Source organism: Streptomyces sp. CB02400 (genome assembly GCF_001905725.1).
Lineage (GTDB): Bacteria > Actinomycetota > Actinomycetes > Streptomycetales > Streptomycetaceae > Streptomyces > Streptomyces atrovirens.
Genome location: NZ_LIWB01000013.1, coordinates 26,142 through 52,262, shown reverse-complemented (window position 1 = coordinate 52,262; position 26,121 = coordinate 26,142). Strand labels below are relative to the sequence as shown.

The 26,121-nt window shown below is 72.0% G+C and carries 22 protein-coding genes; 6 read left to right on the top strand and 16 right to left on the bottom strand.

The window, feature by feature from the left end:
* Positions 1-3 precede the first annotated feature (3 nt).
* Complete coding sequence (locus tag AMK33_RS27350) at positions 4-261, bottom strand: SCO2583/SCO2584 N-terminal domain-containing protein (protein ID WP_073935632.1); 258 nt, start codon at positions 259-261, stop codon at positions 4-6.
* Between the two features lie 162 nt (positions 262-423).
* On the opposite strand from AMK33_RS27350, the gene AMK33_RS27345 reads away from it, so the two are divergent.
* Complete coding sequence (locus AMK33_RS27345) at positions 424-1,248, top strand: DUF3592 domain-containing protein (protein ID WP_073935631.1); 825 nt, start codon at positions 424-426, stop codon at positions 1,246-1,248.
* 74 nt (positions 1,249-1,322) lie between these two features.
* Here the strand turns inward: AMK33_RS27345 and glnA are convergent, their stop codons facing one another.
* Positions 1,323-2,732 carry a type I glutamate--ammonia ligase gene (glnA, locus tag AMK33_RS27340; protein WP_073935630.1) on the bottom strand — a complete coding sequence of 470 codons (1,410 nt, stop codon included), beginning with the start codon at positions 2,730-2,732 and terminating at the stop codon, positions 1,323-1,325.
* Positions 2,733-2,942: 210 nt separating this feature from the next.
* Here glnA and AMK33_RS27335 point away from each other — a divergent pair, with 210 nt between their 5' ends.
* Positions 2,943-3,413: an RDD family protein gene (locus AMK33_RS27335; protein WP_073935629.1), complete on the top strand. Its 471-nt coding sequence runs from the start codon at positions 2,943-2,945 to the stop codon at positions 3,411-3,413.
* 98 nt (positions 3,414-3,511) lie between these two features.
* Here the strand turns inward: AMK33_RS27335 and AMK33_RS27330 are convergent, their stop codons facing one another.
* The 4 genes from AMK33_RS27330 to lipB form a co-directional block, all read right to left on the bottom strand.
* A complete protein-coding gene (locus AMK33_RS27330; protein WP_073935628.1) occupies positions 3,512-4,216 on the bottom strand; it encodes a DUF4191 domain-containing protein in 705 nt (234 codons plus the stop codon).
* 37 nt (positions 4,217-4,253) lie between these two features.
* Positions 4,254-4,469: an SCO2195 family GlnR-regulated protein gene (locus AMK33_RS27325; RefSeq protein ID WP_073935627.1), complete on the bottom strand. Its 216-nt coding sequence runs from the start codon at positions 4,467-4,469 to the stop codon at positions 4,254-4,256.
* Positions 4,470-4,725: 256 nt separating this feature from the next.
* Positions 4,726-5,691, bottom strand: coding sequence for a lipoyl synthase (lipA, locus tag AMK33_RS27320; RefSeq protein WP_073935626.1), 966 nt, complete (start codon positions 5,689-5,691; stop codon positions 4,726-4,728).
* Between the two features lie 186 nt (positions 5,692-5,877).
* Positions 5,878-6,675 (bottom strand): lipoyl(octanoyl) transferase LipB, encoded by a 798-nt coding sequence (gene lipB / locus AMK33_RS27315; RefSeq protein ID WP_073935625.1) that lies wholly within the window; start codon positions 6,673-6,675, stop codon positions 5,878-5,880.
* Between the two features lie 274 nt (positions 6,676-6,949).
* Between lipB and AMK33_RS27310 the strand changes: the two genes are divergently transcribed.
* Complete coding sequence (locus AMK33_RS27310; protein ID WP_073935624.1) at positions 6,950-8,404, top strand: regulator; 1,455 nt, start codon at positions 6,950-6,952, stop codon at positions 8,402-8,404.
* Between the two features lie 620 nt (positions 8,405-9,024).
* On the opposite strand, the gene AMK33_RS27305 is transcribed toward AMK33_RS27310, so the two are convergent.
* Positions 9,025-10,428, bottom strand: coding sequence for an NAD(P)/FAD-dependent oxidoreductase (locus AMK33_RS27305; protein WP_073935623.1), 1,404 nt, complete (start codon positions 10,426-10,428; stop codon positions 9,025-9,027).
* Between the two features lie 316 nt (positions 10,429-10,744).
* The gene (locus AMK33_RS27300; protein ID WP_073935622.1) at positions 10,745-11,647 is read right to left on the bottom strand and encodes a TIGR01777 family oxidoreductase; all 903 of its coding nucleotides are present in this window, start codon (positions 11,645-11,647) and stop codon (positions 10,745-10,747) included.
* A 71-nt stretch (positions 11,648-11,718) separates the two neighbouring features.
* Between AMK33_RS27300 and AMK33_RS27295 the strand changes: the two genes are divergently transcribed.
* The gene (locus AMK33_RS27295) at positions 11,719-12,204 is read left to right on the top strand and encodes a GNAT family N-acetyltransferase (protein ID WP_073935791.1); all 486 of its coding nucleotides are present in this window, start codon (positions 11,719-11,721) and stop codon (positions 12,202-12,204) included.
* A 16-nt stretch (positions 12,205-12,220) separates the two neighbouring features.
* Here AMK33_RS27295 and AMK33_RS27290 read toward each other — a convergent pair whose 3' ends face one another.
* Positions 12,221-13,405 carry a MarP family serine protease gene (locus AMK33_RS27290; RefSeq protein ID WP_073935621.1) on the bottom strand — a complete coding sequence of 395 codons (1,185 nt, stop codon included), beginning with the start codon at positions 13,403-13,405 and terminating at the stop codon, positions 12,221-12,223.
* 198 nt (positions 13,406-13,603) lie between these two features.
* Here AMK33_RS27290 and AMK33_RS27285 point away from each other — a divergent pair, with 198 nt between their 5' ends.
* Together AMK33_RS27285 and AMK33_RS42975 are read left to right on the top strand one after the other, a co-directional pair.
* Entirely contained in the window at positions 13,604-14,530 is a 927-nt protein-coding gene (locus tag AMK33_RS27285; RefSeq protein WP_235618224.1) for a peptidoglycan recognition protein family protein, read from the top strand.
* Positions 14,527-14,703: a hypothetical protein gene (locus tag AMK33_RS42975; protein ID WP_167748595.1), complete on the top strand. Its 177-nt coding sequence runs from the start codon at positions 14,527-14,529 to the stop codon at positions 14,701-14,703. The genes AMK33_RS27285 and AMK33_RS42975 overlap by 4 nt, the downstream gene beginning before the upstream one ends.
* Positions 14,704-14,716: 13 nt before the next feature.
* On the opposite strand, the gene AMK33_RS27280 is transcribed toward AMK33_RS42975, so the two are convergent.
* The 7 genes from AMK33_RS27280 to AMK33_RS27250 form a co-directional block, all read right to left on the bottom strand.
* Complete coding sequence (locus AMK33_RS27280) at positions 14,717-15,235, bottom strand: DUF4240 domain-containing protein (protein WP_073935620.1); 519 nt, start codon at positions 15,233-15,235, stop codon at positions 14,717-14,719.
* A 214-nt stretch (positions 15,236-15,449) separates the two neighbouring features.
* Positions 15,450-16,424, bottom strand: a complete 975-nt coding sequence (locus tag AMK33_RS27275) for a helix-turn-helix transcriptional regulator (protein WP_073935789.1) — start codon at positions 16,422-16,424, stop codon at positions 15,450-15,452.
* Between the two features lie 58 nt (positions 16,425-16,482).
* On the bottom strand, positions 16,483-19,188 hold the full coding sequence (gene aceE / locus AMK33_RS27270; protein ID WP_073935619.1) for a pyruvate dehydrogenase (acetyl-transferring), homodimeric type: 2,706 nt from the start codon (positions 19,186-19,188) through the stop codon (positions 16,483-16,485).
* A 417-nt stretch (positions 19,189-19,605) separates the two neighbouring features.
* Positions 19,606-20,229, bottom strand: coding sequence for a GntR family transcriptional regulator (locus tag AMK33_RS27265; protein ID WP_030228993.1), 624 nt, complete (start codon positions 20,227-20,229; stop codon positions 19,606-19,608).
* 292 nt (positions 20,230-20,521) lie between these two features.
* Positions 20,522-22,309 (bottom strand): 2-oxoglutarate dehydrogenase, E2 component, dihydrolipoamide succinyltransferase, encoded by a 1,788-nt coding sequence (gene sucB / locus AMK33_RS27260; RefSeq protein WP_073935618.1) that lies wholly within the window; start codon positions 22,307-22,309, stop codon positions 20,522-20,524.
* Between the two features lie 62 nt (positions 22,310-22,371).
* On the bottom strand, positions 22,372-23,760 hold the full coding sequence (gene lpdA, locus AMK33_RS27255) for a dihydrolipoyl dehydrogenase (protein WP_073935617.1): 1,389 nt from the start codon (positions 23,758-23,760) through the stop codon (positions 22,372-22,374).
* Positions 23,761-24,293: 533 nt separating this feature from the next.
* On the bottom strand, positions 24,294-25,835 hold the full coding sequence (locus tag AMK33_RS27250) for a leucyl aminopeptidase (protein WP_073935616.1): 1,542 nt from the start codon (positions 25,833-25,835) through the stop codon (positions 24,294-24,296).
* Positions 25,836-26,121: the final 286 nt, after the last annotated feature.

The following is a 26,121-nucleotide window of genomic DNA, read 5'->3' as shown; positions in this document are numbered from 1 at the left end:
GGATCAGTACGGGCGGAAGTTGACGTAGCCGAGCAGCACGATCACCGCGACGACGCAGCCGAGCACCACGGCCGTCGACACCCACGACGAGCGGCCGGACGATCCCCTGTACTCCGGTTCGCCGCGGAACGGGACCGGTCCGGGCGGGTTGTCCTTCCAGCGGGCGGCGAGCATCCGGGCCCGGGCCGACGGCTCCTTGTGCTCGGCGCCGTCCGCCCACTTGATGTCGAACTCCCGCTCCTCGTCGTCCCGTTCGGACATCCCCGTGACCTTCCTCGAACAACAGTGTCAGTTCTTATGATCCCCCTCCGCGCCCACCGGGGGAAGGATTCCGGACATCCGGCGGCCGTGGTGCTTTCGGCACGGGCGATCTACGATCCCCTGATCGACTCGGCGGTTTGCGACATACGGGGGAATGCGCGGATGACCACCACACCCGACCTTGTGCTGCGTGGTGCCGGCGGGGCCGTCCTGCGGTTCGGGGGCGGGGCGGCGGTGACCCTGCGCCGCGGGGACGAGGAGCTTCGCATACCCCTGGAGGCCATCGAGCTGGTCCACCCCGAGGGGCGGGCCGTCGAGGTCGTCCTGACGGCACCGGACGGCATCGAGCCCGCCGCCCACCGGGTCGACGACGTCAGCGAGGCCGCCGTCACCGCCTTCGCCGAGGTGGTGAACGCGGCGCTGCCGGACGTCTTCGAGGGAGACCCGGTCCCCGACGGCTCGGCCCTCGTCACCACCCGTACGATCGGCCCGCCCCCGGAGAGCGAACAGGACCGCAACTGGCGGCTGGCGAAGCGCGCCGTACTGGTCTTCGCGGTGGTCGCCGTCGTCCTGAGCGCGGTGCTCGCCGTCGCCGGCGAGCCGGACTTCATCGTGTTCCTCTGGCCGCTGGGCTTCTTCGGCACCCTCATGGGCGTGATCAGCGCCGGAATCATGGGCCCGGGCGCCGTGCGGATGTGGCGCCTGCCCCGGCACGGCATCACGGTGACGGCGGAGTTCTCCCACTACACCGACCGCACCCGCGTCTACCGGTACACGGACCTGCACGGCACCGCGCACACGTACCAGGGCGGCAACGGCGGCTCGCACCTCGAGATCAGCTACGACCCCCGAGACCCCCGCAGGGCCGTCGCGGCGTCCTCGGCCTGGGAGCGGTGCATGGTCGCGTTCGTCACGCTGCTGCTGGGCGCCGTCTCCCTCGCCTGCTGGACCGGCGTGGCCGCCCTGCTCGTCGACGCCCTGACCTAGAACGGGCGAGGGCCGCCGCTCCGGTCGGGAGCAGCGGCCCTCGGGGTGTTTCCCGTTCTGCCTCTCACACGCTCTTACACGTCGAAGTACAGCTCGAACTCGTGCGGGTGCGGGCGGAGCTGGAGCGGGGCGATCTCGTTGGCGCGCTTGAAGTCGATCCACGTCTCGATCAGGTCCGGCGTGAAGACGTCGCCCTGGAGGAGGAACTCGTGGTCGGCCTCCAGGCGGTCGAGGACCGCGCCGAGGGAGGTCGGGACCTGCGCCACGTTCGCGTGCTCCTCGGGAGCCAGCTCGTAGAGGTCCTTGTCGATCGGCTCGGCCGGCTCGATCTTGTTCTTGATGCCGTCCAGGCCGGCCAGGAGCAGCGCCGAGAAGGCCAGGTACGGGTTGCCGGAGGCGTCCGGGGCGCGGAACTCCACGCGCTTGGCCTTCGGGTTGGAGCCGGTGATCGGGATGCGCATCGCGGCGGAGCGGTTGCGCTGCGAGTACACCAGGTTCACCGGCGCCTCGAAGCCCGGCACCAGACGGTGGTACGAGTTCACCGTCGGGTTGGTGAAGGCCAGCAGCGACGGCGCGTGCTTGAGGATGCCGCCGATGTAGTAGCGGGCCGTGTCCGACAGGCCGGCGTAGCCCTGCTCGTCGTAGAAGAGCGGCTCGCCGCCCGTCCACAGCGACTGGTGGACGTGCATGCCCGAGCCGTTGTCACCGAAGATCGGCTTCGGCATGAAGGTCGCGGTCTTGCCGTTGCGCCACGCGACGTTCTTGATGATGTACTTGAAGAGCTGCAGGTCGTCGGCGGCGGCGAGCAGCGTGTTGAACTTGTAGTTGATCTCGGCCTGGCCGGCGGTGCCCACCTCGTGGTGCTGGCGCTCGACCTTCAGGCCGGCCTTGGCCAGCTCCAGGGACATCTCGGCGCGCAGGTCGGCGAAGTGGTCGACCGGCGGGACCGGGAAGTAGCCGCCCTTGTAGCGGACCTTGTAACCGCGGTTGTCCTCCAGCGCACCGGTGTTCCAGGCGCCCGCCTCGGAGTCGATGTGGTAGAAGGACTCGTTCTCGGAGGTCTTGAAGCGCACGCTGTCGAAGACGTAGAACTCGGCCTCGGGACCGAAGTACGCGGTGTCCGCGATCCCGGTGGAGGCCAGGTACGCCTCGGCCTTCTTGGCCACGTTGCGCGGGTCGCGGGAGTAGGCCTCGCCCGTGATCGGGTCGTGGATGAAGAAGTTGATGTTCAGCGTCTTGTCACGGCGGAACGGGTCGACCCGGGCGGTCGACAGGTCCGCGCGCAGAGACATGTCGGACTCGTGGATGGCCTGGAAACCGCGGATCGACGATCCGTCGAACGCCAGCTCCTCGTCCGGGTCGAACGCCTCGGCAGGGATCGTGACGTGCTGCATCACGCCCGGGAGGTCGCAGAACCGGACGTCGATGAACTTGACGTCCTCGTCCGCGAGGTACTTCTTGGCGTCGTCGGCGTTCTGGAACATCCAGCTCCTCCTACTCCCGACCGTCCCGCCGGGGTGGTAGATCGTTCGTGTGGCCAGTGCGGGTGGCACACGCTCCCCTCGACCCTAGGGACGGGTCATTTCTCGGGCGTGACCCATTTGTTTCGCACAAGTTAACCGGGCCCTCTCCCACGGTAGCCCCGGCGCACCCCGCCGTCCTGTGGTCATATCCGGGCGCAGTACCGTGGACGGGTGGACAACAGGCAAGCAATCGGATCATGGCTCTCGGGGCCCCGCGCGGCCCTGGAGGACGCCGGTGCCGAGTTCGGTTACCGGGGCGAGCAGCTGGGGCTGCCGGAGAACGGACCGGGCTCGATCGCAGGACCCGGCCGCAGGCTCGGCGCCCTCGCCGTGGACTGGGGTCTGTGCGTCCTGATCGCATACGGTCTGATCACCGAGGGCTACGAGGGACAGGCGACCAGCAACTGGGCGCTGCTGGTGTTCCTCGTGCTGAGCATCCTCACCGTCGGCACGGTCGGCTTCACCCCCGGCAAGCGTCTGCTCGGGCTGCGGGTGGTCGCCCTCGACACCGGCCGGATCCAGCCGCTGCGCGGGCTCGTGCGCTCGGTGCTGCTGTGCCTGGCCATCCCCGCCCTCGTCTGGGACCGTGACGGCCGCGGACTGCACGACCGGCTGGCCCGCACGGTCGAGGTGCGGATCTGACAGCCGGTCCCGGGATACGACGATCGGTCCCGGGATACGACGATGGGGGCGCCGGAAGTGATTCCGGCGCCCCCATCGTCGTATCGGGAAAGGGCGGGTCAGCGGCCCCTCGGGCCGCCGCCCTTCGGCAGTCTCATGCCCTTGGGCATCGGGCCCTTCGGCAGCGGCATGTTGCTCATCAGGTCGCCCAGGGCGCGCAGCCGGTCGTTGGTCGCGGTGACCTGCGGGCCGGTGAGCACGCGGGGCAGCTTGAGCATGGTCGTACGGACCTTCTTCAGCTCGACCTGGCCCTCGCCGGTGCCCACGATCAGGTCGTGCACCGGGACGTCCGCGACGATGCGGTTCATCTTCTTCTTCTCGGCGGCCAGCAGGCTCTTCACCCGGTTCGGGTTGCCCTCGGCGACCAGCACGATGCCGGCCTTGCCGACCGCGCGGTGCACCACGTCCTGGTTGCGGTTCATCGCCACCGCGGGGGTCGTCGTCCAGCCCCGGCCGATGTTGTCGAGCACGGCCGCGGCGGCGCCCGGCTGTCCCTCCATCTGCCCGAAGGCGGCCCGCTCGGCCCTGCGCCCGAAGACGATCGCCGTCGCGAGGAAGGCGAGCAGGAGGCCCAGGATGCCGAGATAGATGGGGTGCCCGATCAAGAAACCGATCGCGAGGAAGACACCGAAGGTGACGATTCCGACAGCCGCGAGTACAAGACCGATCTTCTTGTCGGCCCTGCGGGTCATCTTGTAGGTCAGGGCGATCTGCTTCAGTCGCCCGGGGTTCGCAGCGTCCGCTGCGGTTTCCTTCCTCGCCATGCCATGAAGTCTACGTGTCCCCGCGGGGGGCGGTAGGTCAGGGGCGGGTCGTCAGGGAAGGGGCGGCCAGGGTCTGGTCGAGGACGCGCTGCGCCTCGACCCGGTCCCTGGCGCGACGGCGGTCCTCCAGCACCGAGGTCCAGGCGTTGCGGCGGGCGGTGCGCTGGCCGCCGCTCATCAGCAGCGACTCGACGGCGCGCAGTGCGGTGGCGAAGGACGGGATGGCGGTGGCGCGGACGGGCGCGGCCTGCATGGTGGAGGTCTCCCTCGGTGCCGGCGGGTAGGGATGTACGTGCTGTGATTCCAGGCTCACTGACTGGTGTTACCAGGGCGTGACCGGCCGGTCAAACAGGCATGAAGCCTCGGTGGGAGGGTCCGGAACGCCGACGCGGCCCCGACCTGTGCCCTCATCTGCGAGGACGGTCGGGACCGCGTGGTCTCGGCCATTACTGACCGGTAGGGCCTTGTGCGTGAATTCACACGCGCTCGGTCCGGGCTGCTGCGGGGGCTCAGACGGCCTGGGAGGCCACGTAGGCGCCCCGCTTCTCGACCGCCATCTGGTACAGGCGGCCGGCGCGGTACGAGGAGCGGACCAGCGGGCCGGACATCACACCGGAGAAGCCGATCTGCTCGGCCTCCTCCTTCAGCTCCACGAACTCCTGCGGCTTCACCCAGCGCTCCACGGGGTGGTGGCGCACGGAGGGACGCAGGTACTGCGTGATGGTGACCAGCTCGCAGCCCGCGTCGTGGAGCTGCTTCAGCGCGTCGCTGACCTCCTCGCGGGTCTCGCCCATGCCGAGGATCAGGTTCGACTTGGTGACCAGGCCGTAGTCACGGGCCTCGGTGATGACCTTCAGGGAGCGGTCGTAGCGGAAGCCGGGACGGATCCGCTTGAAGATCCGGGGGACCGTCTCGACGTTGTGCGCGAACACCTCGGGGCGGGAGGAGAAGACCTCCGCCAACTGCTCGGGGATCGCGTTGAAGTCGGGGGCGAGCAGCTCGACCTTGGTGCGGCCGTCCGCGCGCTCCGCCGTCTGCGCGTGGATCTGGCGCACGGTCTCCGCGTACAGCCAGGCGCCGCCGTCCTCCAGGTCGTCGCGGGCGACGCCGGTGATGGTGGCGTAGTTCAGGTCCATGGTGACGACCGACTCGCCCACGCGGCGCGGCTCGTCACGGTCCAGCGCCTCGGGCTTGCCGGTGTCGATCTGGCAGAAGTCGCAGCGCCGGGTGCACTGGTCACCGCCGATGAGGAAGGTCGCCTCGCGGTCCTCCCAGCACTCGTAGATGTTCGGACAGCCGGCTTCCTGGCAGACCGTGTGCAGCCCCTCGCTCTTGACGAGGTTCTGCATCTTGGAGTACTCGGGGCCCATTTTCGCCCGGGTCTTGATCCACTCGGGCTTGCGCTCGATGGGGGTCTGGCTGTTGCGGACCTCCAGGCGCAGCATCTTGCGTCCGTCGGGTGCGACTGCGGACACGACCGGCTCCCTAGCGATTGATTCTTCGGCGTGCTCAAGGGTACGCCCGTTGATTTGAAACCCGGCGTGGGTGCCGGGGTGCTGGGGGTTGCCGCCCCCAGGTCCCCGCTCCGCCCCTGGACGGGCCTTGTCCTCGAACGCCGGACGGGCTGTTCTCAGGACGGGCTGTTCTCAGGACGGGCTGTTTCAGACCGGTGTCTTCTCGATGACCCGGGGCTTCAGTTCCGCGTTCTCCAGGATGTCCCGGAGGTGGCGTTCCGCTACGGGGAGCACCTCGGCGATCGTGATGTCGCGGCCCAGCTCGTTCGCCAGGGAGGCGACGCCCGCGTCGCGGATGCCGCACGGGATGATCTTGTCGAACCACTTGTTGTCGGGGTTCACGTTCAGCGCGAAGCCGTGCATCGTGACGCCCTTGGCCACCCGGATGCCGATCGCGGCGATCTTGCGGTCCTCGCGGCGCTGGCCCGCGTTGGAGGGCGCGTACTCCGGGCCGTTGAGGCGGGGGTCGAACTCGTCGTCGGTGAGCCGGGGGTCGAAGTCCAGGGAGAGGCCGCCGAGCGCGGGGCGCTGCTCGACCGGGTCGCCGAGGACCCAGACGCCGCTGCGGCCCTCGACCCGGGTGGTCTCCAGGCCGAACTCCGCGCAGGTGCGGATCAGGGCCTCCTCCAGGCGGCGGACGTGCGCGACCACGTCCACCGGGCGGGGCAGCTTCTGGATCGGGTAGCCCACGAGCTGGCCGGGACCGTGCCAGGTGATCTTGCCGCCGCGGTCCACGTCGATGACCGGGGTGCCGTCGAGGGGGCGCTCGTTCTCCGCGGTGCGCCGGCCGGCCGTGTAGACCGGGGGGTGCTCCAGGAGGATCACGGTGTCGGGCACCTCGTCGGCGAACCGTGCCGCGTGCACCCGGCGCTGCTCGTCCCAGGCCAGCTGGTAGTCCACGGCCTCGGCCCCGAAGCCCATCCGCACGAACCGCAAATCGCTCACGGCAAAGCGCCTCCCTAGAAGGTCGTCAGGCACGAAACGCGCCCACGCCACTGTACGACCGTTCGAGCGGGAGTCGGTCGGGGGCCGGTCGGGGACCGCTCAGGGTCGGCTGTCAGCTTTCGGGCAATCCTCACACGATCGGATGAATGCCGGTCGAATTCTGCGATCGGGTGTTTACTCTCCGCTACATTCGCGCCGTCCGTGTGGCCATAAGGGCTGCTCACAGGCAATCCGGGCACCTCGCTCAGCCGGAAGGCAGGAGACCGCACCGCAGATGACGGAACGACCCGCGCAGCGCACCCCCAACCGACAGCTCGCCGCGCTCATCGCAGAAGCGGGGTTCTCCAACGCGGGACTCGCCCGTCGCGTGGACCAGCTCGGTCTCGAACACGGGCTCGACCTGAGATACGACAAGACGTCCGTCACCCGCTGGCTGCGCGGGCAGCAGCCCCGCGGTACGACGCCGGCGCTGATCGCCGAGGTCTTCACCCGGCGCCTGGGCCGGCGGCTGACCGCGCAGGACCTGGGGCTGGACGCCTGTGCGCCGGTCTACGCGGGGCTGGAGTTCGCCGCCACCCCCGAGGAGGCCGTCGACATCGTCAGCGGGCTGTGGCGCAAGGACTCCGGCAGCCACGCCGAGCTGCGGAAGATCGCCTTCACCTCGGCGGGGCTGGTCGTGCCGAGCCGGGACTGGCTGATCGGGCGAGCGGACGAGAAGGTGGCCCGGGTGGAGCCGCCGGTACGGGTTCCGGCGCAGGGCCGGCCGCCGCTCCGGCCGGCCGAACTGCTCGCACGCCGACGTGCGACGACCGAACGCGGTCCGGGCCACCGGGTCACCGGCGGTGACATCGCGGCGCTGCGTTCGGTCGGCGAGCTGTTCCGCACGCTCGACGACGCGTACGGCGGCGGGCACGCCCGCCAGGCTCTCGTGCGGTACCTGGAGCACGAGTGCGAGCCGATGCTGCGCGGCACGTACGGCGAGCAGACCGGCCGCCGGCTGTTCGCGGCCGCCGCGGATCTGACGCGGCTGGCCGGGTGGACGTCGTACGACATCGCGGCGCACGGGCTCGCGCAGCGGTACTTCGTGCAGGCGCTGCGGCTGGCGCAGGCGGCGGGGGACCGGCCGTACGGCGCGTACGTCCTGGTCACCATGAGCCGGCAGGCCGTCTACCTCGGGCACGGGCGGGAGGCCGTACAGCTCGCGCGGGTCGCCCAGCAGGGGGCGGGCGGCTCAGGGCCGCCGGTCGTGCAGGCGCTGCTGCACGCGGCCGAGGCGCGGGGGCACGGGGTGCTGGGGGAGGTGCGGGCCTGTACGGCGGCGCTGGTGCGCGCGGAGCGGGCGCTGGAAGGGGCGCGGCCCGGTGACGAGGTTCCGTACTGGGCGCGCTTCTTCGACGAGGCGCAGCTCGCCGACGAGTTCGGGCACTGCCACCGGGATCTGCAGCAGTTCCGGGCCGCCGCGCAGCACGCGGAGCGGTCGCTGCGGTTGAGGGCGCCGGGGTACGCCCGCAGCCGGCTCTTCTGCCGGATGGTGCTGGCGACCGCCCGGCTCGGGCTGGGGGAGCTGGACCAGGCGTGCCAGCTTGCCGCCGAGGCGGCCGGGGCGGCGGCGGAGATGCGCTCGGTCCGGGCCGTCGAGTACGTCCGCGACTTCGAACGCAGACTGGAACCGTACCGAGACGCGGCCCCCGTACGCACGTACCGCGACAGAGTCGCGGCATACGGCTGACCCGGGCAGCGCCTGCGGCTCCGGTGGGTGGATGCCTGCGGCGCAGCTTTCGGTCCGGTGGGGGCTGGTGTGGCGCCTGCGGTCGGTGGGTGGGTCGGGGCCGGGTCGGGGGTGTCCGTCCTCGGACTGGCGCGACTGTGCTTCCTGGAGGGGTGCGGGGTGCGGACGCGCCAGCCACTGCGGGCGGCCACCCCCGCCCCGTCCCCTTCCCGCCGTAGGCGTCCGGTCTCCGCCCAACGCGATTCACGCGTCGCACGGTAGGCGTCCGGTCTTCGCCCACCGCGATTTACGCGTCGCACCGTACGCGCCTGCCATCCGCGGGCAGCCGCTGCCGTCGCCCCGCCGCTCCCGCGGGCAGTCGTGCCTCCCCCAGTGCCTCAAGGGCCTGGGAGGTACCCCCAGGGCGGCACGGGTGGGCGCGACGGCACCCCGTAAGCGCCGGGCTGCGCAACCCCACCCCCGGCCCACATCAACGCGGGGCACCCTGTAGGCGCGTCGGGCCGTGCAACCCCCGGTTCACATCAACGCGGGGCACCCCGTAAGGCGCGCCGGGCCGTGCGACCCCCGGCCGACACCAGCACGGGGCACCCCGCAAAGCACCAAACCGCGCACCCCCCAACTCACGCCGCGCGAGCGCTCGGCACCGGATCCGCCCGATGCATCGACCGCCCCGCCCCCAGATCCATCAGGATCGCCGCAGCCGCCCGGTGCGCCGAGTGCAACGCCCCCTGCACCGTCCCGGTGTCCCGATGATCACCACACACATACAGCCCCGCCAGCAACCGCACCGGCCGCCGCAGATCGTGCGGCGGCCGCATCACCGGCACCGCCTCCGCCGTGTGGTACACACCCAGCGTCTCCCAGCGCGCCGTCGACACCCCGTACAGCCGGGCCAGATGCATGCGTACGGCAGTGTCCACCCCCGGCACCGGCGGCCCCAGGACCGTCGAGCTGACCAGCGTGCGCCCGGCCGGGGCCCTGGACGGGTCGACCCGGCTGACGACCGCCGTGTGCGCCACCGGCCCGCCCCGCTCGGCGTCGAGCAGCAGCGAGGCACCGGTCCCCGGGACCTCGTCGACGCTGTGGTGCACCACCGTCACGGGGTGGAAGTCCGGCACCCGCAGCCCGGGCAGCAGCTCGGCGGCGGCCCGCGCCCCGGTCGCGATCAGCACCGCGCCGCACCGGAACTCCCCGTGCTCCGCGGTGGTCACCGAGGTCGTCGACACGGAGGTGACCCGCACCCCCGTGCGCACCGTGCCCGGCGGCAACGTCCGCGCCAGCGTCCGCGGCAGCGCCTCCGCACCGCCCTCCGGCACACACAGCCGCCCGCTCGCGAACGCCCGCAGCGCCAGATCCGCGCACCGGCTGGACGTGGTGAGATCCGGATCGCACAGCAGGGCGGCGAGGAGAGGGCGCAAGAAGCCGTCGATGGTGCGGGCGGGCAGGCCCCGGGCCGGCAGCGCCTCGGCCGCCGTCGTCTCGGGCCGGGCCAGCAGCCGTTCCACCGGCGTGCCCGCGAGCTTGCTGAACGCGGCGCCCAGGCGGGCCTGGTCGACCGCCGTGCCCAGCGGGGCGCCGGTGCGGCTGCGGGGCACGGACACCTGCCGTCCGGGCACGGCCACCGGCCTTCTGGGCCCGCCTCCCGGCCGTGGGGCGCTCGCCAGGGCGCGCACGGCATGGAGTGCGCCCCTCGCGCTACGCGCCCCCCTCGCGCCCGGCTGCACGCCCGCACGGTGGTGCCGTCCGTCGCTGTGCAGCATGACACCGGGCGCGAAGGGCCGCAGCACCAGCCCGTCGAGGCCCGAGGCCGGCCGTAGTTCGGGATACGCCGTGGACAGCAGCCGTCCGATCCGGTCGAGCCGGAAGCCGTCGACCTTCTCGGTCGCCATCCGGCCGCCCACCTCATGGGCGGCCTCCAGGACCATGGTGGTGACTCCTGCGCTGGTCAGTCGTCGCGCCGCGGAGAGTCCGGCGACCCCGGCTCCCACGACGACGACGTCCGCCTGGTACGTGGGCTCAAGCACGTGCCCCTCCTCGAGGTTGCGCGGGCGCTGGAGACGTCATGCCCCCAACCGGCCCCAGGGATACCCGAGTTCGGGTCGAGGTTAGGGCCGTGGCCGAGCACCTGGTCAGTCGCGCATGGGCAGAGCACGGGCGCACGACGGTCGCATACGCACGCCGGATGGGCGCGATGCGGTCGCAGAGGGCTCAGGGCCGGATCGGTTCCGGGGCGGTTCCGGATCAGTTCTGGGCGGATCGTGGTCACGCGGGCGCGCCTTCCCGCCTTTACGCGGGCGCGCCTTCACGTCCACGCGCCCTCCCGCCTTCACGCCCGCGCCCTCACAGCGCCGCCCGGACCGCCCCCTCGATCCGGGGGAACGCGAACCGGAAGCCGGACTCCAGCAGCCGGGCCGGCAGCACCCGGGCGCTGCCGAGGACGTCCCCGGCCATCTCCCCGAGCACCGTCCGCAGCACCGGTGCCGGCACCGTGAACACCGCCGGGCGGTGCAGCACACGCGCCATCGCCCCGGTGATCTCACGGTTGGTCGCCGGGTGGGGCGCGGTCAGGTTGAACGGCCCGGACAGCCCGTCGGTGTCGAGGAGATGGCGCAGCGCGGCCACCTCGTCGTGCAGCGCGACGAACGACCAGTACTGGCGCCCGTCGCCCATCCGTCCGCCCAGCCCGGCCCGGAAGAGGGGGAAGAGCCTGCCCCACGCCCCGCCCCCGCGCGCCACCACCAGGCCGGTGCGCGCGAACACCGTCCGCACGCCCGCCTCCCGCGCCGGTGCCGCGGCCGCCTCCCACTCGACGCACAGCTCCGGCAGGAAGCCCTCGCCCGGCGGCGCGCTCTCGTCCACCGTCCGGTCGCCGGTCTCGCCGTAGTAGCCGATCGCGCTGCCGTTGAGGAACACCCGGGGCCGTACGTCCTCGGGCAGCCCGGCGACGGCCTCGGCGAGCGCGGTCGTGCCTCCGACCCGGCTGGCCCTGATCCGCGCCTTGTAGGCCGCCGTCCAGCGCCGGCTGCCGACCCCGGCGCCCGCCAGATTGACCACCGCGTCACATCCGGCGAGGCCGGCCGCGTCCACCGACCCGCGCTCCGGGTCCCAGCGGACCTCGCCCGCCGCCCGCGGAGCGCCCCGCACCAGCCGGACCACCTCGTGCCCGTCCGCCGTCAGGGACCGCGCCAGCGCGCCGCCGATGAGTCCGGACGCACCGGCCACCGCGATTCGGGAACGTTCCATGGCGTCCATCCTGCCCCTCGCGGCACGGAAATCACGGCGGGGCGACGCGAGCCGCCCGTACAGTGGCGCTCATGTCCGAGCCGTCCATACGTGTCGCCCGTCCCGACGACGAGGGGGAACTGGCCCGTCTCGACCGCGAGACCTGGTCCACCCTGCACGCCGTCACCCCGCGGCCGACGTACGACTGGTTCTTCAGCGAGCGGTCCGGGCCCCGGGACCATCGTGTCGCCGAGTACGGGGACCGGATCGTGGGTTACGTCCGTCTCGGCTTCGCCACCGAACTCGCCAGCAACGCGCACGTACGGCAGATCCGCGGTCTCGCCGTCGCCGAGGAGGCGCGCGGCCTGGGCGTGGGCCGAGCCCTGGTGCGGGCCGCCGTCGCGGAGGCACGGGAGCGCGGTGCCCGCCGGATCACCCTGCGCGTGCTCGGCCACAACACCGCCGCCCGGGCGCTGTACGAGTCCGAGGGCTTCGTCGTGGAGGGCGTGCAGCCGGGGGAGTTCTTCGTCGGGGACGAGTACGTCGACGACGTCATGATGGGGCGGTCGCTGGTCTGACCGACCCTGACAGGGCCTACGAGGTCACCGGCTCCCCTGTGTCCACCGGTGCCGTCGCGTCCGCCGCGCGCTCGGCTTCGTCCGCCACCTCGTCCGCCGTCAGCACGTAGCCGGTCTCCGCGTCCGAGGTGGAACGCGCGAACACCACGCCGTACACCCGGCCCTCGGTCGTCAGCAGCGGGCCGCCGGAGTTGCCGGGGCGGACGGTCGAACGGATCGAGTAGATCTCGCGGGTGACCGTCGCGTCGTTGTAGATGTTCTGTCCCCGGGCCTGGAGCCGGCCCGCGACCGTCGCCGCCTGGAGGTTGAGGTCGCCGTCCTGCGGGTAGCCCGCGACGACCGCCGAGTCGCCGCGGTCGGCGTCGTCGTCGAACTCCAGGACGGGCGCCCGCAGCTCCGGCACGTACAGCACGGCCACGTCCTTGCGCGGGTCGAAGAGCACCACCCGTGCCTCGTACGTCCGTCCCACCCCGCCCACGCGCACGGTCGGCTCGTCGATGCCGGCCACCACATGGGCGTTGGTCATCACGTGCTCCGTCGCGTACACGAAGCCGCTGCCCTCGCGGCCCTGGGTGCCCGTCACGCCCTCGACCTTCACCGTGCCGCGCTGCGCGGCCCGGGTGGCGGCGGCGGTGACGCTGTCGCCGGTGGGCGCGGCGACCTCGGCGGTCGACTCGTTCTCGAACGGGTTGAAGACCTGCGGGAAACCCGCCTCGGTCAGCGCCGACGTGGCCCCGGAGAACCAGCCCGGGGTGGTGTCCGGCATCGCGTCCTGCACCGCGCCCAGCAGCCGCGAGTCCCGGATCGCCGACGTCACCAGCGGGGAGGAGGACGCGCCCAGCACGCTCGCCACCACCCACGCCACGATCAGCACGGCCACCGAGTTGGCCACCGCCCCGCCGACCCCGTCCGCCACCCGCAGCGGGCCCCGGTCCAGCTCCCGCCGCAGTCTGAGCGCCAGCCGCCCCGCCAGTTCGTGGCCCGTCACGGCCGGCAGCAGCACCGTGAACACGGCCGTCACCGTCGCCCGGGTCGTCCCCGGCGTCACCAGGTCCATCACCCACGGCAGGATCCACACGCCCACGACCGCACCGCCCACGAAACCGGCCAGCGAGACACAGCCCGCCAGCAGCCCGCGCCGGTAACCGGACGCCGCGTAGGCCAGGACGACCAGCAACAGCAGGATGTCGAGCAGGTCCACGCACGCCGCCTTTCTCTCGGGACCACCGGCCCATCAGTACGTGGGGGAGGGGCCCGGTGATCAGCCACGCGCGCGACGGCCGCGGGAATGCGGCCACGCGCGCGTGTACCGGGGAAAACGTCGCGGACCAAGGCGATGGTTCCACCGGGTGGCGCAGTACGGATCGCAGACGTGGGCGGACCGGCCCACAGTGGGCTCATGCGTGTCCCCAGGAGACCGCGCGGAGCGCGGCAGCGCCGCTCCCCCCGGATACCCGGCGGGCCCGGCTCCCCGCGCCTGCCACGGGCCGTCACGGCGCCGCTCGGCTGTCTGCCGGGCGTGGCCGCCGCCGTCGCCCTGGTGCTGTGCGCCTACGGCGTGGAGCACGCCGCCGAGAACTCCGCCGCGCGCAGCGCCGCGCGGGCCACGGCCGCCCATCAGGCGCCGGCGCCGACCGTCGTACCCCGCTCCGTCTGGCTGGGCGACGCCGAGCGGGAACAGCCGCCGCCGCGCTACGACGACGAGGTCGTCGCCGTCTTCGTCCACCACACCGACTCGCCCAACGGCTACGTCTGCACCGACGCCCCCGGCATCATCCGGGGCCTGTACGAAGGCCAGACCGGCGCCCGCGACTGGGACGACCTCGGCTACAACTTCGTCGTCGACCGCTGCGGCACCGTCTACGAGGGCCGCGCGGGCGGCACCGACCGCCCCGTCACCGGCGCCCACACCCAGGGCTTCAACCACCGCACCACCGGGATCGCCGCCCTCGGCACCTTCACCGAGGGGGTCGAGGTGCCGCAGGAGATGCTGCGCGCGATCGCCGCCGTGGCCGCCTGGAAGCTCGGTACGTCCGGCACCGACCCGCGCGCCGACGTCCGGCTGGTCTCCAGCAGCGGCGGCAGTCGCTACGCGGTCGGCACCGCCGCCGTCCTGCCCGCGGTCGCCGGTCACAGCGACGGCTACATGACCGACTGCCCGGGTGCCGCCCTCAAGGCCCGCCTCCCGGAGATCAGGACCATGGCGGCCCGCCTCCAGGGACGTGAGACCGGGGGCACCGTGCCCGACGACACCCAGACCGCCGTACGGAACGACAACGACACACGGAACACACGGAACACACGGAACGAAGAGCAGGTCCCATGAACGACACGCCCGACCGAAGTACCACCTGGGCGGACGCCTTGCGCCGCCCCTGGACGGCCCTGTGCGCCGCCGCCGCCGTCGTCCTGGGCCCTACGGCCCACACCGCCGCCGCCCTCATGCAGGCCAACGCCGCGCCCCTGCGCCACGCGCCGAGCCCCCACCGGCGCCTGTGACCGAGCCCGCCGCTCAGCCCCCGAACCGCTCCCACAGCCGCGGGTAGCGTTCGGCGAGCAGGGCCTCGTTCTCGAAGTCGAGCGGCGTGCCCTCCGGCTCCGCGGGGGCCGGGGGCAGGTCGAGGTCGGGCGCCACCGTCCCAGTGAGCTGCTCGTACGCCTCGTCCGCCGCGTAACCGAGGTCCTCGCCGTCGCCGTCGACCTCCTCGTCGAACTCGTCCAGCAGACCGGCCAGCGCGTCCGGGTCGTGCAGCGCGCCTTCGAACACCTCCCGGCCCTGGCCGATCAGCCAGCACCGGAAGTAGTCGAAGGCGTCGTCGCTCGCCCCGTCCAGCAGCACCCAGGCGGCGCCCCACAGATCCCAGTGGTAGGCGCGGTGATAACGGGACTCGAAGTGACGGGCGAAGTCCAGAACCGCCTCCGGGTCCAGCCGCAGCAGCCGCTCCACCAACAGATCGGCCTGCTCCTCCGGATCACCCCCGGCGTCCTCACGGGCGGCATCCACCAGCTCCCAGAACTCCGTCTCGTCCATCACGAGGTCAAGCATCGACCCTACGCACCGCGGACGCACCCGCAGTGCGCGTACACAGGGGCGCGCACACAGGGGCGCGGGGAACTGCGCGAGGGGGGTCTGGGGGCGAAGCCCCCAGGGACGGGACGGGACGGGACGGCGGGGGCGGAAACCCCAGAGGGCACTCTCCCCGCACCAGGGAATCGAAAAGGGCCCCTTTCCAGCACCCGTGTTCTCACCGCCCGTACAGCTCCGCCAGCCGCACAGCCCCCGCAACGAACCGCTCCCGCAGAGCCGAAGGCGCCAGCACCTCCACCTCCGCCCCCAGCGCCATCAGCTGATCATGAGCAACCTCCTCGGACTCCACCAGCAGAGTCACCGTCACCCACCCACCCCCATCCGGCTCCCCCGCCCGCACCAACGCCTCCCGCGCCGCAGCCGCATCCACGGCATACGGCAGCCGTCGCACCCCCTCCGCCGACAGCCGCACCACGACCTCCGCCCGCAGAATCGACCGCGCGAACTGCTCCGCACGCTCCCCCCAGAACGCCGGCAGATCGAAATCCTCGGCCCGCTCGAAACGCTCAGCGCCCGCCTCCACCGCCGTGAACCGGTCGATCCGGTACACCCGGAAGGACCCGCCCCCGGAAACCCGCGCACACAGGTACCAGACCCCCGCCTTGAGCACGAGCCCGTACGGCTCCAGCTCCCGCTCCACCTCGCCGCCGTCACGCCGGTACCGGGCGGTGACCCGCCGGTCGTCCCACACGGCGTCCGCGACGGCCGGCAGCAGCTCGGGCGTCTCCGGCTCGCTGAACCAGTTCGGCGCGTCCAGATGGAACCGCTGCGCCGCCGTACGGGAGGCGTCCCGCAGGGACGGCGACAAGGCCGCCGACACCTTCAGCCGGGCCGCCGACGCCGCGTCCTCCAGCCCCATCTCGCGCAGCGCCCCCGGCACCCCGGACAGGAACAGCGCCTCCGCCTCCCCGCGCGCCAGCCCCGTCAGCCGCGTCCGGTACCCGCCGACCAGCCGGTAGCCGCCGATCCGCCCCCGGTCCGCGTACACCGGCACCCCGGCCTCCGACAGCGCCTGCGCGTCCCGGGTGACCGTCCGCTCCGACACCTCCAGCTCCCGCGCCAGCTCGGCGGCGGTCATGGAGGGCCGGGACTGGAGCAGCAGCACCATCTTGATCAGCCGAGCAGCACGCATGCGCCCCATCATGCAAGAAGCCCCCGCCACGGCGGGGGCCTCCTGCATGATCAAGCCGTCACAGGCCGTACTTCGCGCGCGCTTCCTTCACGGACGCGGCCTGGACCTCACCGCGGCGGGCGAGCTGGGCCAGGGCCGCGACGACGATGGACTCGGCGTCCACGCCGAAGTGGCGGCGGGCCGCGTCACGGGTGTCCGACAGACCGAAGCCGTCGGCACCCAGCGACGAGTAGTCCTGCTCGACCCACTGCGCGATCTGGTCCGGGACCTGGCGCATGTAGTCGGAGACCGCGAGGACCGGACCCTCGGCGCCCTGGAGCGCCTGCCGGACGAACGGCACCCGGTCCTCGCCCCGCAGCAGCGCCTCGTCCGCCTCCATGGCGTCCCGGCGCAGCTCGGTCCACGAGGTGGCGGACCACACGTCGGCGGCCACACCCCACTCCTCGGCGAGCAGTTTCTGCGCCTTCAGCGCCCAGTGGATCGCCGTACCGGAGCCGAGGAGCTGGATCCGCGGCGCGTTCGCGGCCGGGGACAGACCCGCGGACTCCGCCGTGTTGAAGCGGTACAGGCCCTTGACGATGCCCTCGTCGACACCGGCCGCCGACGGCTTGGCGGGCTGCGGCAGCGGCTCGTTGTAGACCGTCAGGTAGTAGAAGACGTTCTGGTCCTCGCCGGGCAGGGCCTCGCCGAACATCCGGCGCAGACCCTCCTTGACGATGACACCGATCTCGTACGCGAACGCCGGGTCGTACGTCAGCGCCGCCGGGTTGGTCGCGGCGATGACCGGCGAGTGGCCGTCGGCGTGCTGCAGGCCCTCGCCCGTCAGCGTCGTACGGCCGGCCGTGGCGCCGACCAGGAAGCCGCGGGCCAGCTGGTCGCCGGCCTGCCACATCTGGTCGCCGGTGCGCTGCCAGCCGAACATCGAGTAGTAGATGTAGAACGGGATCATCGTCTCGCCGTGCGTCGCGTACGACGTCGAGGCGGCGACGAACTCGGCCATGGCACCGGCCTCGGTGATGCCCTCGTTGAAGATCTGCCCGTTCTTGGCTTCCTTGTAGTACATGAGCTGGTCGCGGTCGACCGGCTCGTACGTCTGGCCCATCGGCGAGTAGATGCCGAGGGACGGGAAGAGGCTCTCCATGCCGAAGGTGCGCGCCTCGTCGGGGACGATCGGCACCCAGCGCTTGCCGGTCTCCTTGTCGCGGACCAGGTCCTTGACCAGGCGGACGAACGCCATGGTGGTCGCCACGTTCTGCGAGCCGGAGCCCTTGTCGAAGGCGGCGAACGCCTTGTCGGCGGGCTGCGGCAGCGGTGCGACCGGGTGCACGCGGCGGGCCGGGGCCGGACCGCCGAGGGCGGCGCGGCGCTCCTGGAGGTAACGGACCTCGGGGGAGTCGGCGCCCGGGTGGACGTAGGGGACGACGCCGTCGACGAACTGGGAGTCCGAGACCGGCAGCTCCAGCCGGTCGCGCATCGCCTTGAACTCGTCCACCGTCAGCTTCTTCATCTGGTGGTTGGCGTTCTTCGAGGCGAAGCCCTCACCGAGGGTGTGGCCCTTGACGGTCTGCGCCAGGATCACGGTCGGCGCGCCCTTGTGGGCGAGCGCGGCCTTGTACGCGGCGTACACCTTGCGGGACTCGTGGCCGCCGCGCGAGAGGTGGAAGCACTCGAGGATCTTGTCGTCGCTCAGCAGCTTCGCCATCTCGACGAGCGCCGGGTCCTTGCCGAAGAAGTCCTCGCGGATGTAGGCGGCGTCGCGCGTCTGGTACGTCTGCACCTGCGCGTCGGGTACCTCGCGGAGGCGTCGTACGAGAGCGCCGGTGGTGTCGAGCCGGAACAGCTCGTCCCAGGCGGTGCCCCAGAGCGTCTTGATGACGTTCCAGCCGGCGCCGCGGAACTGGGCCTCCAGCTCCTGCACGATCTTGAAGTTGGCGCGGACCGGACCGTCGAGGCGCTGCAGGTTGCAGTTGATGACGAAGGTCAGGTTGTCGAGCTGCTCGCGGGAGGCGAGGGTGAGCGCGGTCGTCGACTCGGGCTCGTCCATCTCGCCGTCACCGAGGAACGCCCACACGTGGGAGTCGGAGACGTCCTTGATGCCGCGGCTGGTCAGATAGCGGTTGAAGCGCGCCTGGTAGATCGCGGAGATCGGCCCGAGACCCATGGAGACGGTGGGGAACTCCCACAGCCAGGGCAGGCGGCGCGGGTGCGGGTACGACGGCAGGCCGTTGCCGCCCGCCTCACGGCGGAAGTTGTCGAGCTGCTGCTCGCCGATCCGGCCGTCGAGGAAGGCGCGGGCGTAGATGCCGGGGGAGGCGTGGCCCTGGATGTAGAGCTGGTCGCCGGAGCCGTCACCCTCCTTGCCGCGGAAGAAGTGGTTGAAGCCGGTCTCGTAGAGCCAGGCCGCGGAGGCGAAGGTGGCGATGTGGCCGCCGACGCCGTGCTTGCTGCCGCGGGTCACCATGGCCGCCGCGTTCCAGCGGTTCCAGGCGGTGATCCGCTGCTCCATCGCCTCGTCGCCGTCCACGGCGGGCTCGGCGGAGGTGGGGATGGTGTTGACGTAGTCCGTCTCGAGGAGCTTCGGCAGCGCGAGGCCGGCTCCCTCGGCACGCTCCAGCGTGCGGCGCATCAGGTACGCGGCACGGTGCGGCCCGGCCGCCTTGGTGACGGCGTCCAGGGAGGCCTGCCACTCGGCGGTCTCCTCGGGGTCGCGGTCCGGGAGCTGGTCGAGCTCGCTCGGCTGGATGGCGTTGGGGTCGGTCGTCATGTCGCCGCCTTCCTCAGTCGAAGGGGGGTGCCCTTGTGTCTTTGGCAGGACAGGGCGGAGGGCTCGGGTGCAAGCCCGCTGGCGACTGTAACTCGCTGATCGATGATCGATCAAAGGGTTGAGGGGCAAAATCTCTCGATCCCGAGAAAGTAGGCACGCGGTGCCTCTGCTCGTGGCACGGGGTGACTGTCCAGTCGGGGTGTTTGCGCAGGTGAGGAGGTGTGCGCGCGGATGAGCCCGGGTGGGTCGGTCGTATGGCGGCCGAGGGCCCGTCGTGGCTGGTCGCGCAGTTCCCCGCGCCCCTCCAGGGGCGCGGGGCTGTGTCGACATGCGGCTTCGCCGCGTGGGCGCGAAGGGGGTCTGGGGGCGAAGCCCCCAGGGACGGGAAGGGGCGGCGGGGGCGAAAAACTCCCGGCACTACGCCCGAGGCGCGCACCCCAGCACATGCGCCTTGACCAGATCAGCGATCAGAGGATCCCGCCGCCGAAACGCGGCCACCAACTCCTCGTGCTCCTCCGCGTAAGACTGCTGCACCGTCCCCAGCCACCGTATCGACAGCGCCGTGAACACCTCGATCCCCAGCCCCTCCCACGTATGCAGCAACACCGAGTTGCCGGCCGCCCGCACCAACTCCCGGTGAAACCCCACGGTGTGCCGCACCTGCCCCGTCCCGTCGGACAACCGGTCGGCCTCGTACAGCGCCGCGACATGCGGCTCCAGCGCCGAGCAGTCCTCCGCCAGCCGCCCCGCGGCCAGCTCCGCCGCGATCGCCTCGAGACCGGCCCGCACCGGGTAACTCTCCTCCAGGTCGGCCGCCGTGAGGTTCCGTACCCGCACGCCCTTGTTCGGCGCCGACTCGATCAGCCGCAGCGACTCCAGCTCGCGCAGCGCCTCCCGTACGGGCGTCTGGCTGACCTCCAGCTCGGTCGCGATCCGCCGCTCCACGATCCGCTCGCCCGGCTGCCAGCGTCCGCTGATGATCCCTTCCAGGATGTGCTCGCGGATCTGTTCGCGCAGCGAGTGGACGACGGGCGCGGTCATGAGGGCTCCTTAGGGAGGGGCCCACAGGCCCCCGGGGGGCTTTGACGCTTAGACAATACGGCGGCGAGCCCGCCCGGGAGGGGCGCACGGGGGCGCTTTCGCCCAGGTGAGACGAGACTTACACGTTCCATACGCCGGTGCCCCCGCCAGGGAAGCCTCGAAAGCTTCCCCGACGGGGGCACCGTACGACCGTGTCGGCGACCGCGGATCAAGCGGTCACGGGATCACGGGTCGGTTCACAGGCCGAGCTCGACCTCGTTGAGATCCTCGGTCCCTCGCGGGACCGCCGGAACTACAGACCGAGCTCGACCTCGAACTCGCCCGCCTCCAGGATCGCCTTGACCGCCGTCAGGTAACGGGCCGCGTCGGCACCGTCCACCAGGCGGTGGTCGTAGGAGAGGGTCAGGTAGGTCATGTCGCGGACGCCGATGACCGTACCCTCCTCGGTCTCGATGACGGCCGGACGCTTGACCGTGGCACCGATGCCGAGGATCGCGACCTGGCCCGGGGGCACGATGATCGTGTCGAACAGCGCACCGCGCGAACCGGTGTTGGAGATGGTGAAGGTCGCGCCGGCCAGCTCGTCCGGGCTGATCTTGCTCGCCCGGACCTTGCCCGCCAGGTCGGCGGTCGCCTTGGCGATGCCGGCCAGGTTGAGGTCACCGGCGTTCTTGATGACCGGGGTCATCAGGCCCTTCTCGGAGTCCACCGCGATACCGATGTTCTCGGTGTCGAAGTAGGTGATGGTCCCCTCGGCCTCGTTGATCTTGGCGTTGATCGGCGCGTGCGCCTTCAGCGCCTGGGCCGCGGCCTTGACGAAGAACGGCATCGGGGAGAGCTTGACGCCCTCACGTGCCGCGAACGCGTCCTTGGCGCGGGCGCGCAGCTTCATCAGACGGGTGACGTCGACCTCGACCACCGAGGAGAGCTGGGCCTGCTCGTGCAGGGCCTTGACCATGTTGTCGCCGATGACCTTGCGGATCCGCGGCATCTTCACGGTCTGACCACGCAGCGGGGAGGCCTCGAGGGTCGGGGCCTTCTTCGCGGCGGGCGCCGCAGCGGCGGCCGGGGCCGGGGCGGCGGTGGCGGCCTTCGCGGCCTCGGCGGCGGCGATGACGTCCTGCTTGCGGATACGGCCGCCGACGCCGGTGCCCTTGACGGTGGACAGGTCGACGCCGTTCTCGGCGGCGAGCTTGCGCACCAGCGGGGTCACGTAGGCGCCCTCGTCCGTCGCCTGGGCGGCGGCGGGGACGGCAGCCGGGGCCGCGGGCGCCTGCGGGGCCGGAGCGGGCGCCGGGGCGGCCTGCTGCGGGGCCGGAGCCGGAGCAGCGGGCGCCGGGGCGGGCGCCGGAGCCGGAGCCGGGGCGGGGGCAGCCGGGGCGGGAGCCGGGGCGGGCGCGGGCTGCGCCGGGGCCTCGGGGGCGGCCGGGGCCGGGGCGGCGGCCGGAGCGGCACCCGCCTCGCCGATGACGGCGAGCTTGGCGCCGACCTCGGCGGTCTCGTCCTCGCCGACCACGATCTCCAGCAGCGTGCCGGACGCGGGGGCGGGGATCTCGGTGTCGACCTTGTCCGTCGACACCTCCAGCAGCGGCTCGTCGGCCTCGACGGTGTCACCGACCGACTTCAGCCAGCGGGTGACGGTGCCCTCGGTGACGGACTCGCCGAGCGCGGGCAGGACCACGTCCGTGCCCTGGGCGGAGCCGCCGCCGGCCGTGGCCTCGGCGGTGGGCGCCGGGGCCGGGGCGGCCTGCTCGGCGGAGGGCTGGGCCTGCGGCTCCGGGGCGGGAGCCGGCGGGGCGGCCTGCTCGGCGGCCGGTGCCTGCTCGGCCGCGGGGGCGCCGGTGCCGTCGTCGATCAGAGCCAGCTCGGCGCCGACCTCGACGGTCTCGTCCTCGGCGACCTTGATGGAGGACAGCACGCCGGAGGCGGGAGCGGGGATCTCGGTGTCGACCTTGTCGGTGGAGACCTCGAGCAGCGGCTCGTCGGCCTCGACGCGCTCGCCCTCGGCCTTCAGCCAGCGGGTGACAGTGCCCTCGGTGACGCTCTCGCCGAGCGCCGGAAGGGTTACGGAAACCGCCATGGTTTCGGTTGCTCCTTTAAAAGTGCGGAAGTCTGTGTCGTCGCGCCCGATGCCCGAGAGCGTCAGTCGTGGGAGTGGAGGGGCTTTCCGGCCAGCGCCAGGTGGGCCTCGCCCATCGCCTCGTTCTGCGTCGGGTGGGCGTGGATGAGCTGGGCCACCTCGGCCGGCAGCGCCTCCCAGTTGTAGATCAGCTGGGCCTCGCCGACCTGCTCGCCCATACGGTCGCCGACCATGTGGACGCCGACCACCGCACCGTCCTTGACCTGGACGAGCTTGATCTCGCCCGCGGTCTTCAGGATCTTGCTCTTGCCGTTGCCCGCCAGGTTGTACTTCAGAGCGACGACCTTGTCCGCGCCGTAGATCTCCTTGGCCTTGGCCTCGGTGACACCGACGGAGGCGACCTCCGGGTGGCAGTACGTCACCCGCGGGACACCGTCGTAGTCGATCGGGACGGTCTTCAGACCGGCCAGACGCTCCGCCACCAGGATGCCCTCGGCGAAGCCGACGTGCGCGAGCTGGAGCGTCGGGACGAGGTCACCGACGGCGGAGATCGTCGGGACGTTGGTGCGCATGTACTCGTCGACCAGGACGTAGCCGCGGTCCATGGCGACGCCCTGCTCCTCGTAGCCCAGGCCCTGCGAGACCGGGCCGCGGCCGATGGCGACGAGCAGGACCTCGGCCTCGAACTCCTTGCCGTCGGCGAGGGTGACCTTGACGCCGTCCTGGGTGTACTCGGCCTTCTGGAAGAAGGTGCCCAGGTTGAACTTGATGCCCCGCTTGCGGAAGGCGCGCTCCAGCAGCTTGGAGCTGTTCTCGTCCTCGACCGGGACGAGGTGCTTGAGGCCCTCGACGATCGTGACGTCGGCGCCGAAGGACTTCCACGCGGAGGCGAACTCGACGCCGATGACGCCGCCGCCCAGGATGATCGCGGACTTCGGCACGCGGTCCAGGACGAGGGCGTGGTCGGAGGAGATGATCCGGTTGCCGTCGATCTCCAGGCCCGGCAGCGACTTCGGCACGGAGCCGGTCGCCAGCAGGACGTGGCGGCCCTGGACGCGCTGGCCGTTGACGTCCACGGAGGTGGGGGAGGACAGCCGGCCCTCACCCTCGATGTAGGTCACCTTGCGGGAGGCGACCAGACCCTGCAGGCCCTTGTACAGGCCGGCGATCACGTCGTCCTTGTACTTGTGCACGCCCGCCATGTCGACGCCCTCGAAGGTCGTCTTGATGCCGAACTGCTCGCTCTCGCGGGCCTGGTCGGCGATCTCGCCCGCGTGCAGCAGGGCCTTGGTGGGGATGCAGCCGTTGTGCAGGCAGGTGCCGCCGAGCTTGTTCTTCTCGATCAGGGCGACGTCCAGGCCCAGCTGCGCCCCGCGCAGGGCCGCGGCGTAGCCACCGCTTCCACCGCCGAGGATCACTAGGTCGAAAACGGTGCTGGCGTCGTTCGCCACGTCACGTCCTCCATGCATGTGCGCCACGCCGGTCTCCAGTGACCGGTCGGCGGCTGGTGTCCGGCCGCTCTATGTTCTCGGCCCTTGGATGGGGCCCTGTCCTGCCGAGCCCCATCTTCGCACTTGTGGAACCCGAACGAGACGCCGGGCCGTGGTGTGAGACGTCCCACGTTCACTCACAGCCGACGGGAGGACAGCCCCCTGAGGACGCGGCACTGTGTCCGACCTGCGACTCCACCGCACGGGCGCGCCCAGCCGACCCGAAGGGGCGCGGGCCTGCATCCGATCTGCGGCTCCGCCGCGCGGGCGCGGCCGGTCCGCGGTACTTGCGGAGAGGGTCGGCCGCAGCCGGCCCGAAAGGGGCGCGGGGCTGTGTCTGATCTGCGGCTCCGCCGCGCGGGCGCGGCCGGTCCGCGGTACTTGCGGAGAGGGTCGGCCGCAGCCGGCCCGAAAGGGGCGCGAGGAACTGCGCGACCAGCCACAACGGACCCGCGGCCGCACGACTCCCCGCACCCCCGGTCGGCTAGGCGCCCCTAACCGAGATCACCCGCGGCCGCCAGCTCGGCAACCCGCACCAGCGTGCGGACAGCCGACCCCGTCCCACCCTTCGGCGTGTACCCGAACGGCCCGCCCTCGTTGAACGCCGGCCCGGCGATGTCCAGGTGCGCCCAGGTGATCCCCTCACCCACGAACTCGCGCAGGAAAAGGCCCGCGACCAGCCCGCCGCCCATCCGCTCACCCATGTTGGCGATGTCGGCGGTCGCGGAGTCCATCCCCTTGCGCAGGTGCTCCGGCAGCGGCATCGGCCACGCCGGCTCGCCGACCTCCTCCGCCGCCTCGTGCACCGCGGAGCGGAACGCGTCGTCGTTCGCCATGATCCCGAACGTCCGGCTGCCCAGCGCCAGCATCATCGCCCCGGTCAGCGTCGCGACGTCCACGATCGCGTCCGGCTTCTCCGCGGAGGCCGCCCACAGCGCGTCCGCGAGGACCAGCCGGCCCTCGGCGTCCGTGTTGAGCACCTCCACCGTCTTGCCGCTGTACATGCGCAGCACGTCACCCGGGCGCGTCGCCGAGCCGGACGGCATGTTCTCGGCCAGCGCCAGCCAGCCGGTCACGTTGACCTCAAGACCGAGCCGCGCGGCGGCGACGACCGCGGCGAACACGGCGGCGGCACCGCTCATGTCGCACTTCATCGTCTCGTTGTGCCCAGCCGGCTTCAGCGAGATGCCGCCCGAGTCGTAGGTGATGCCCTTGCCGACCAGCGCGAGGTGCTTCTTCGCCTTGGACGAGGTGTACGACAGCTTCACCAGCCGCGGTCCCGACGCCGACCCGGCGCCGACGCCCAGGATGCCGCCGTAACCGCCCTTGGTCAGGGCCTTCTCGTCGAGCACCTGCACCTTGATGCCGTGCTCCTTGGCCGCCGCCTGGGCGATGGCGGCGAACGCCTCGGGGTTGAGGTCGTTCGGCGGCGTGTTGATCAGGTCGCGGGCGCGGTTCAGCTCCTCGGCGACGGCGGTGGCGCGCTCGACCGCGGCCTTGTACGCCTTGTCGCGGGGCTTGCCGCCGAGCAGCGCGGCCTCGGCGAGCGGCGCCTTGCCGTTCTTGCCGTCCTTGGCGGACTTGCCGTTGTCCTTGTAGACGTCGAAGGAGTACGCGCCCAGCAGCACGCCCTCGGCGACCGCGCCGGCGTCGGCGGCGTCCGTCAGGGGCAGGGCGAACACGGCCTTCTTGGAACCGGCGAGGGCACGGGCGGCCACACCGGCCGCCTTGCGCAGCGCCTCGGTGTCGTAGCCGGAGTCCTTCTCGGGCTGGGCGCCGAGGCCCACCGCCACCACGAGCGGCGCCTTGAAGCCGGCCGGCGCGGGGAGCTTCGTCACCTCGCCCTCGGCACCGGACGCGCCGAGGGTCTCCAGGACGCCGGCGAGTCCGCCGTCGTACGCCTGGTCCACGGCCTCGGCGCCCGGTGCGACGACGGGACCTCCCGGCTTTGACGCGGAGCCCTTGGCGACACCGATCACGATCGCGTCGGCCCGCAGGCCGGGGACCGCGGCGGTGCTGAGAGTGAGAGCAGTCACGGTGGTGAAATCTCGCTTCCGATGTGAAGTTGCTGTGGCCGAAGGATGTGGGTCGACCGGGCCCGGCAGCCGACCCTAGTTCCGACGTACGGGCGCGGTGCCGTCGGGGTCGTCCCCGGACGGCGAACACTCGGCACGAGCCTACGCGCGTGTGAGCGTTCGCTCACTCCCGCGGGCGTTCACCTCGTGGCGGCGCCGCGGCCATCTCCCGGACCCCGCCGCCGCACCCGGGGGCGGCGACGATGATCCTTGAAGTTCCTGTGTACCGCCCGCGGTGCCGACCACA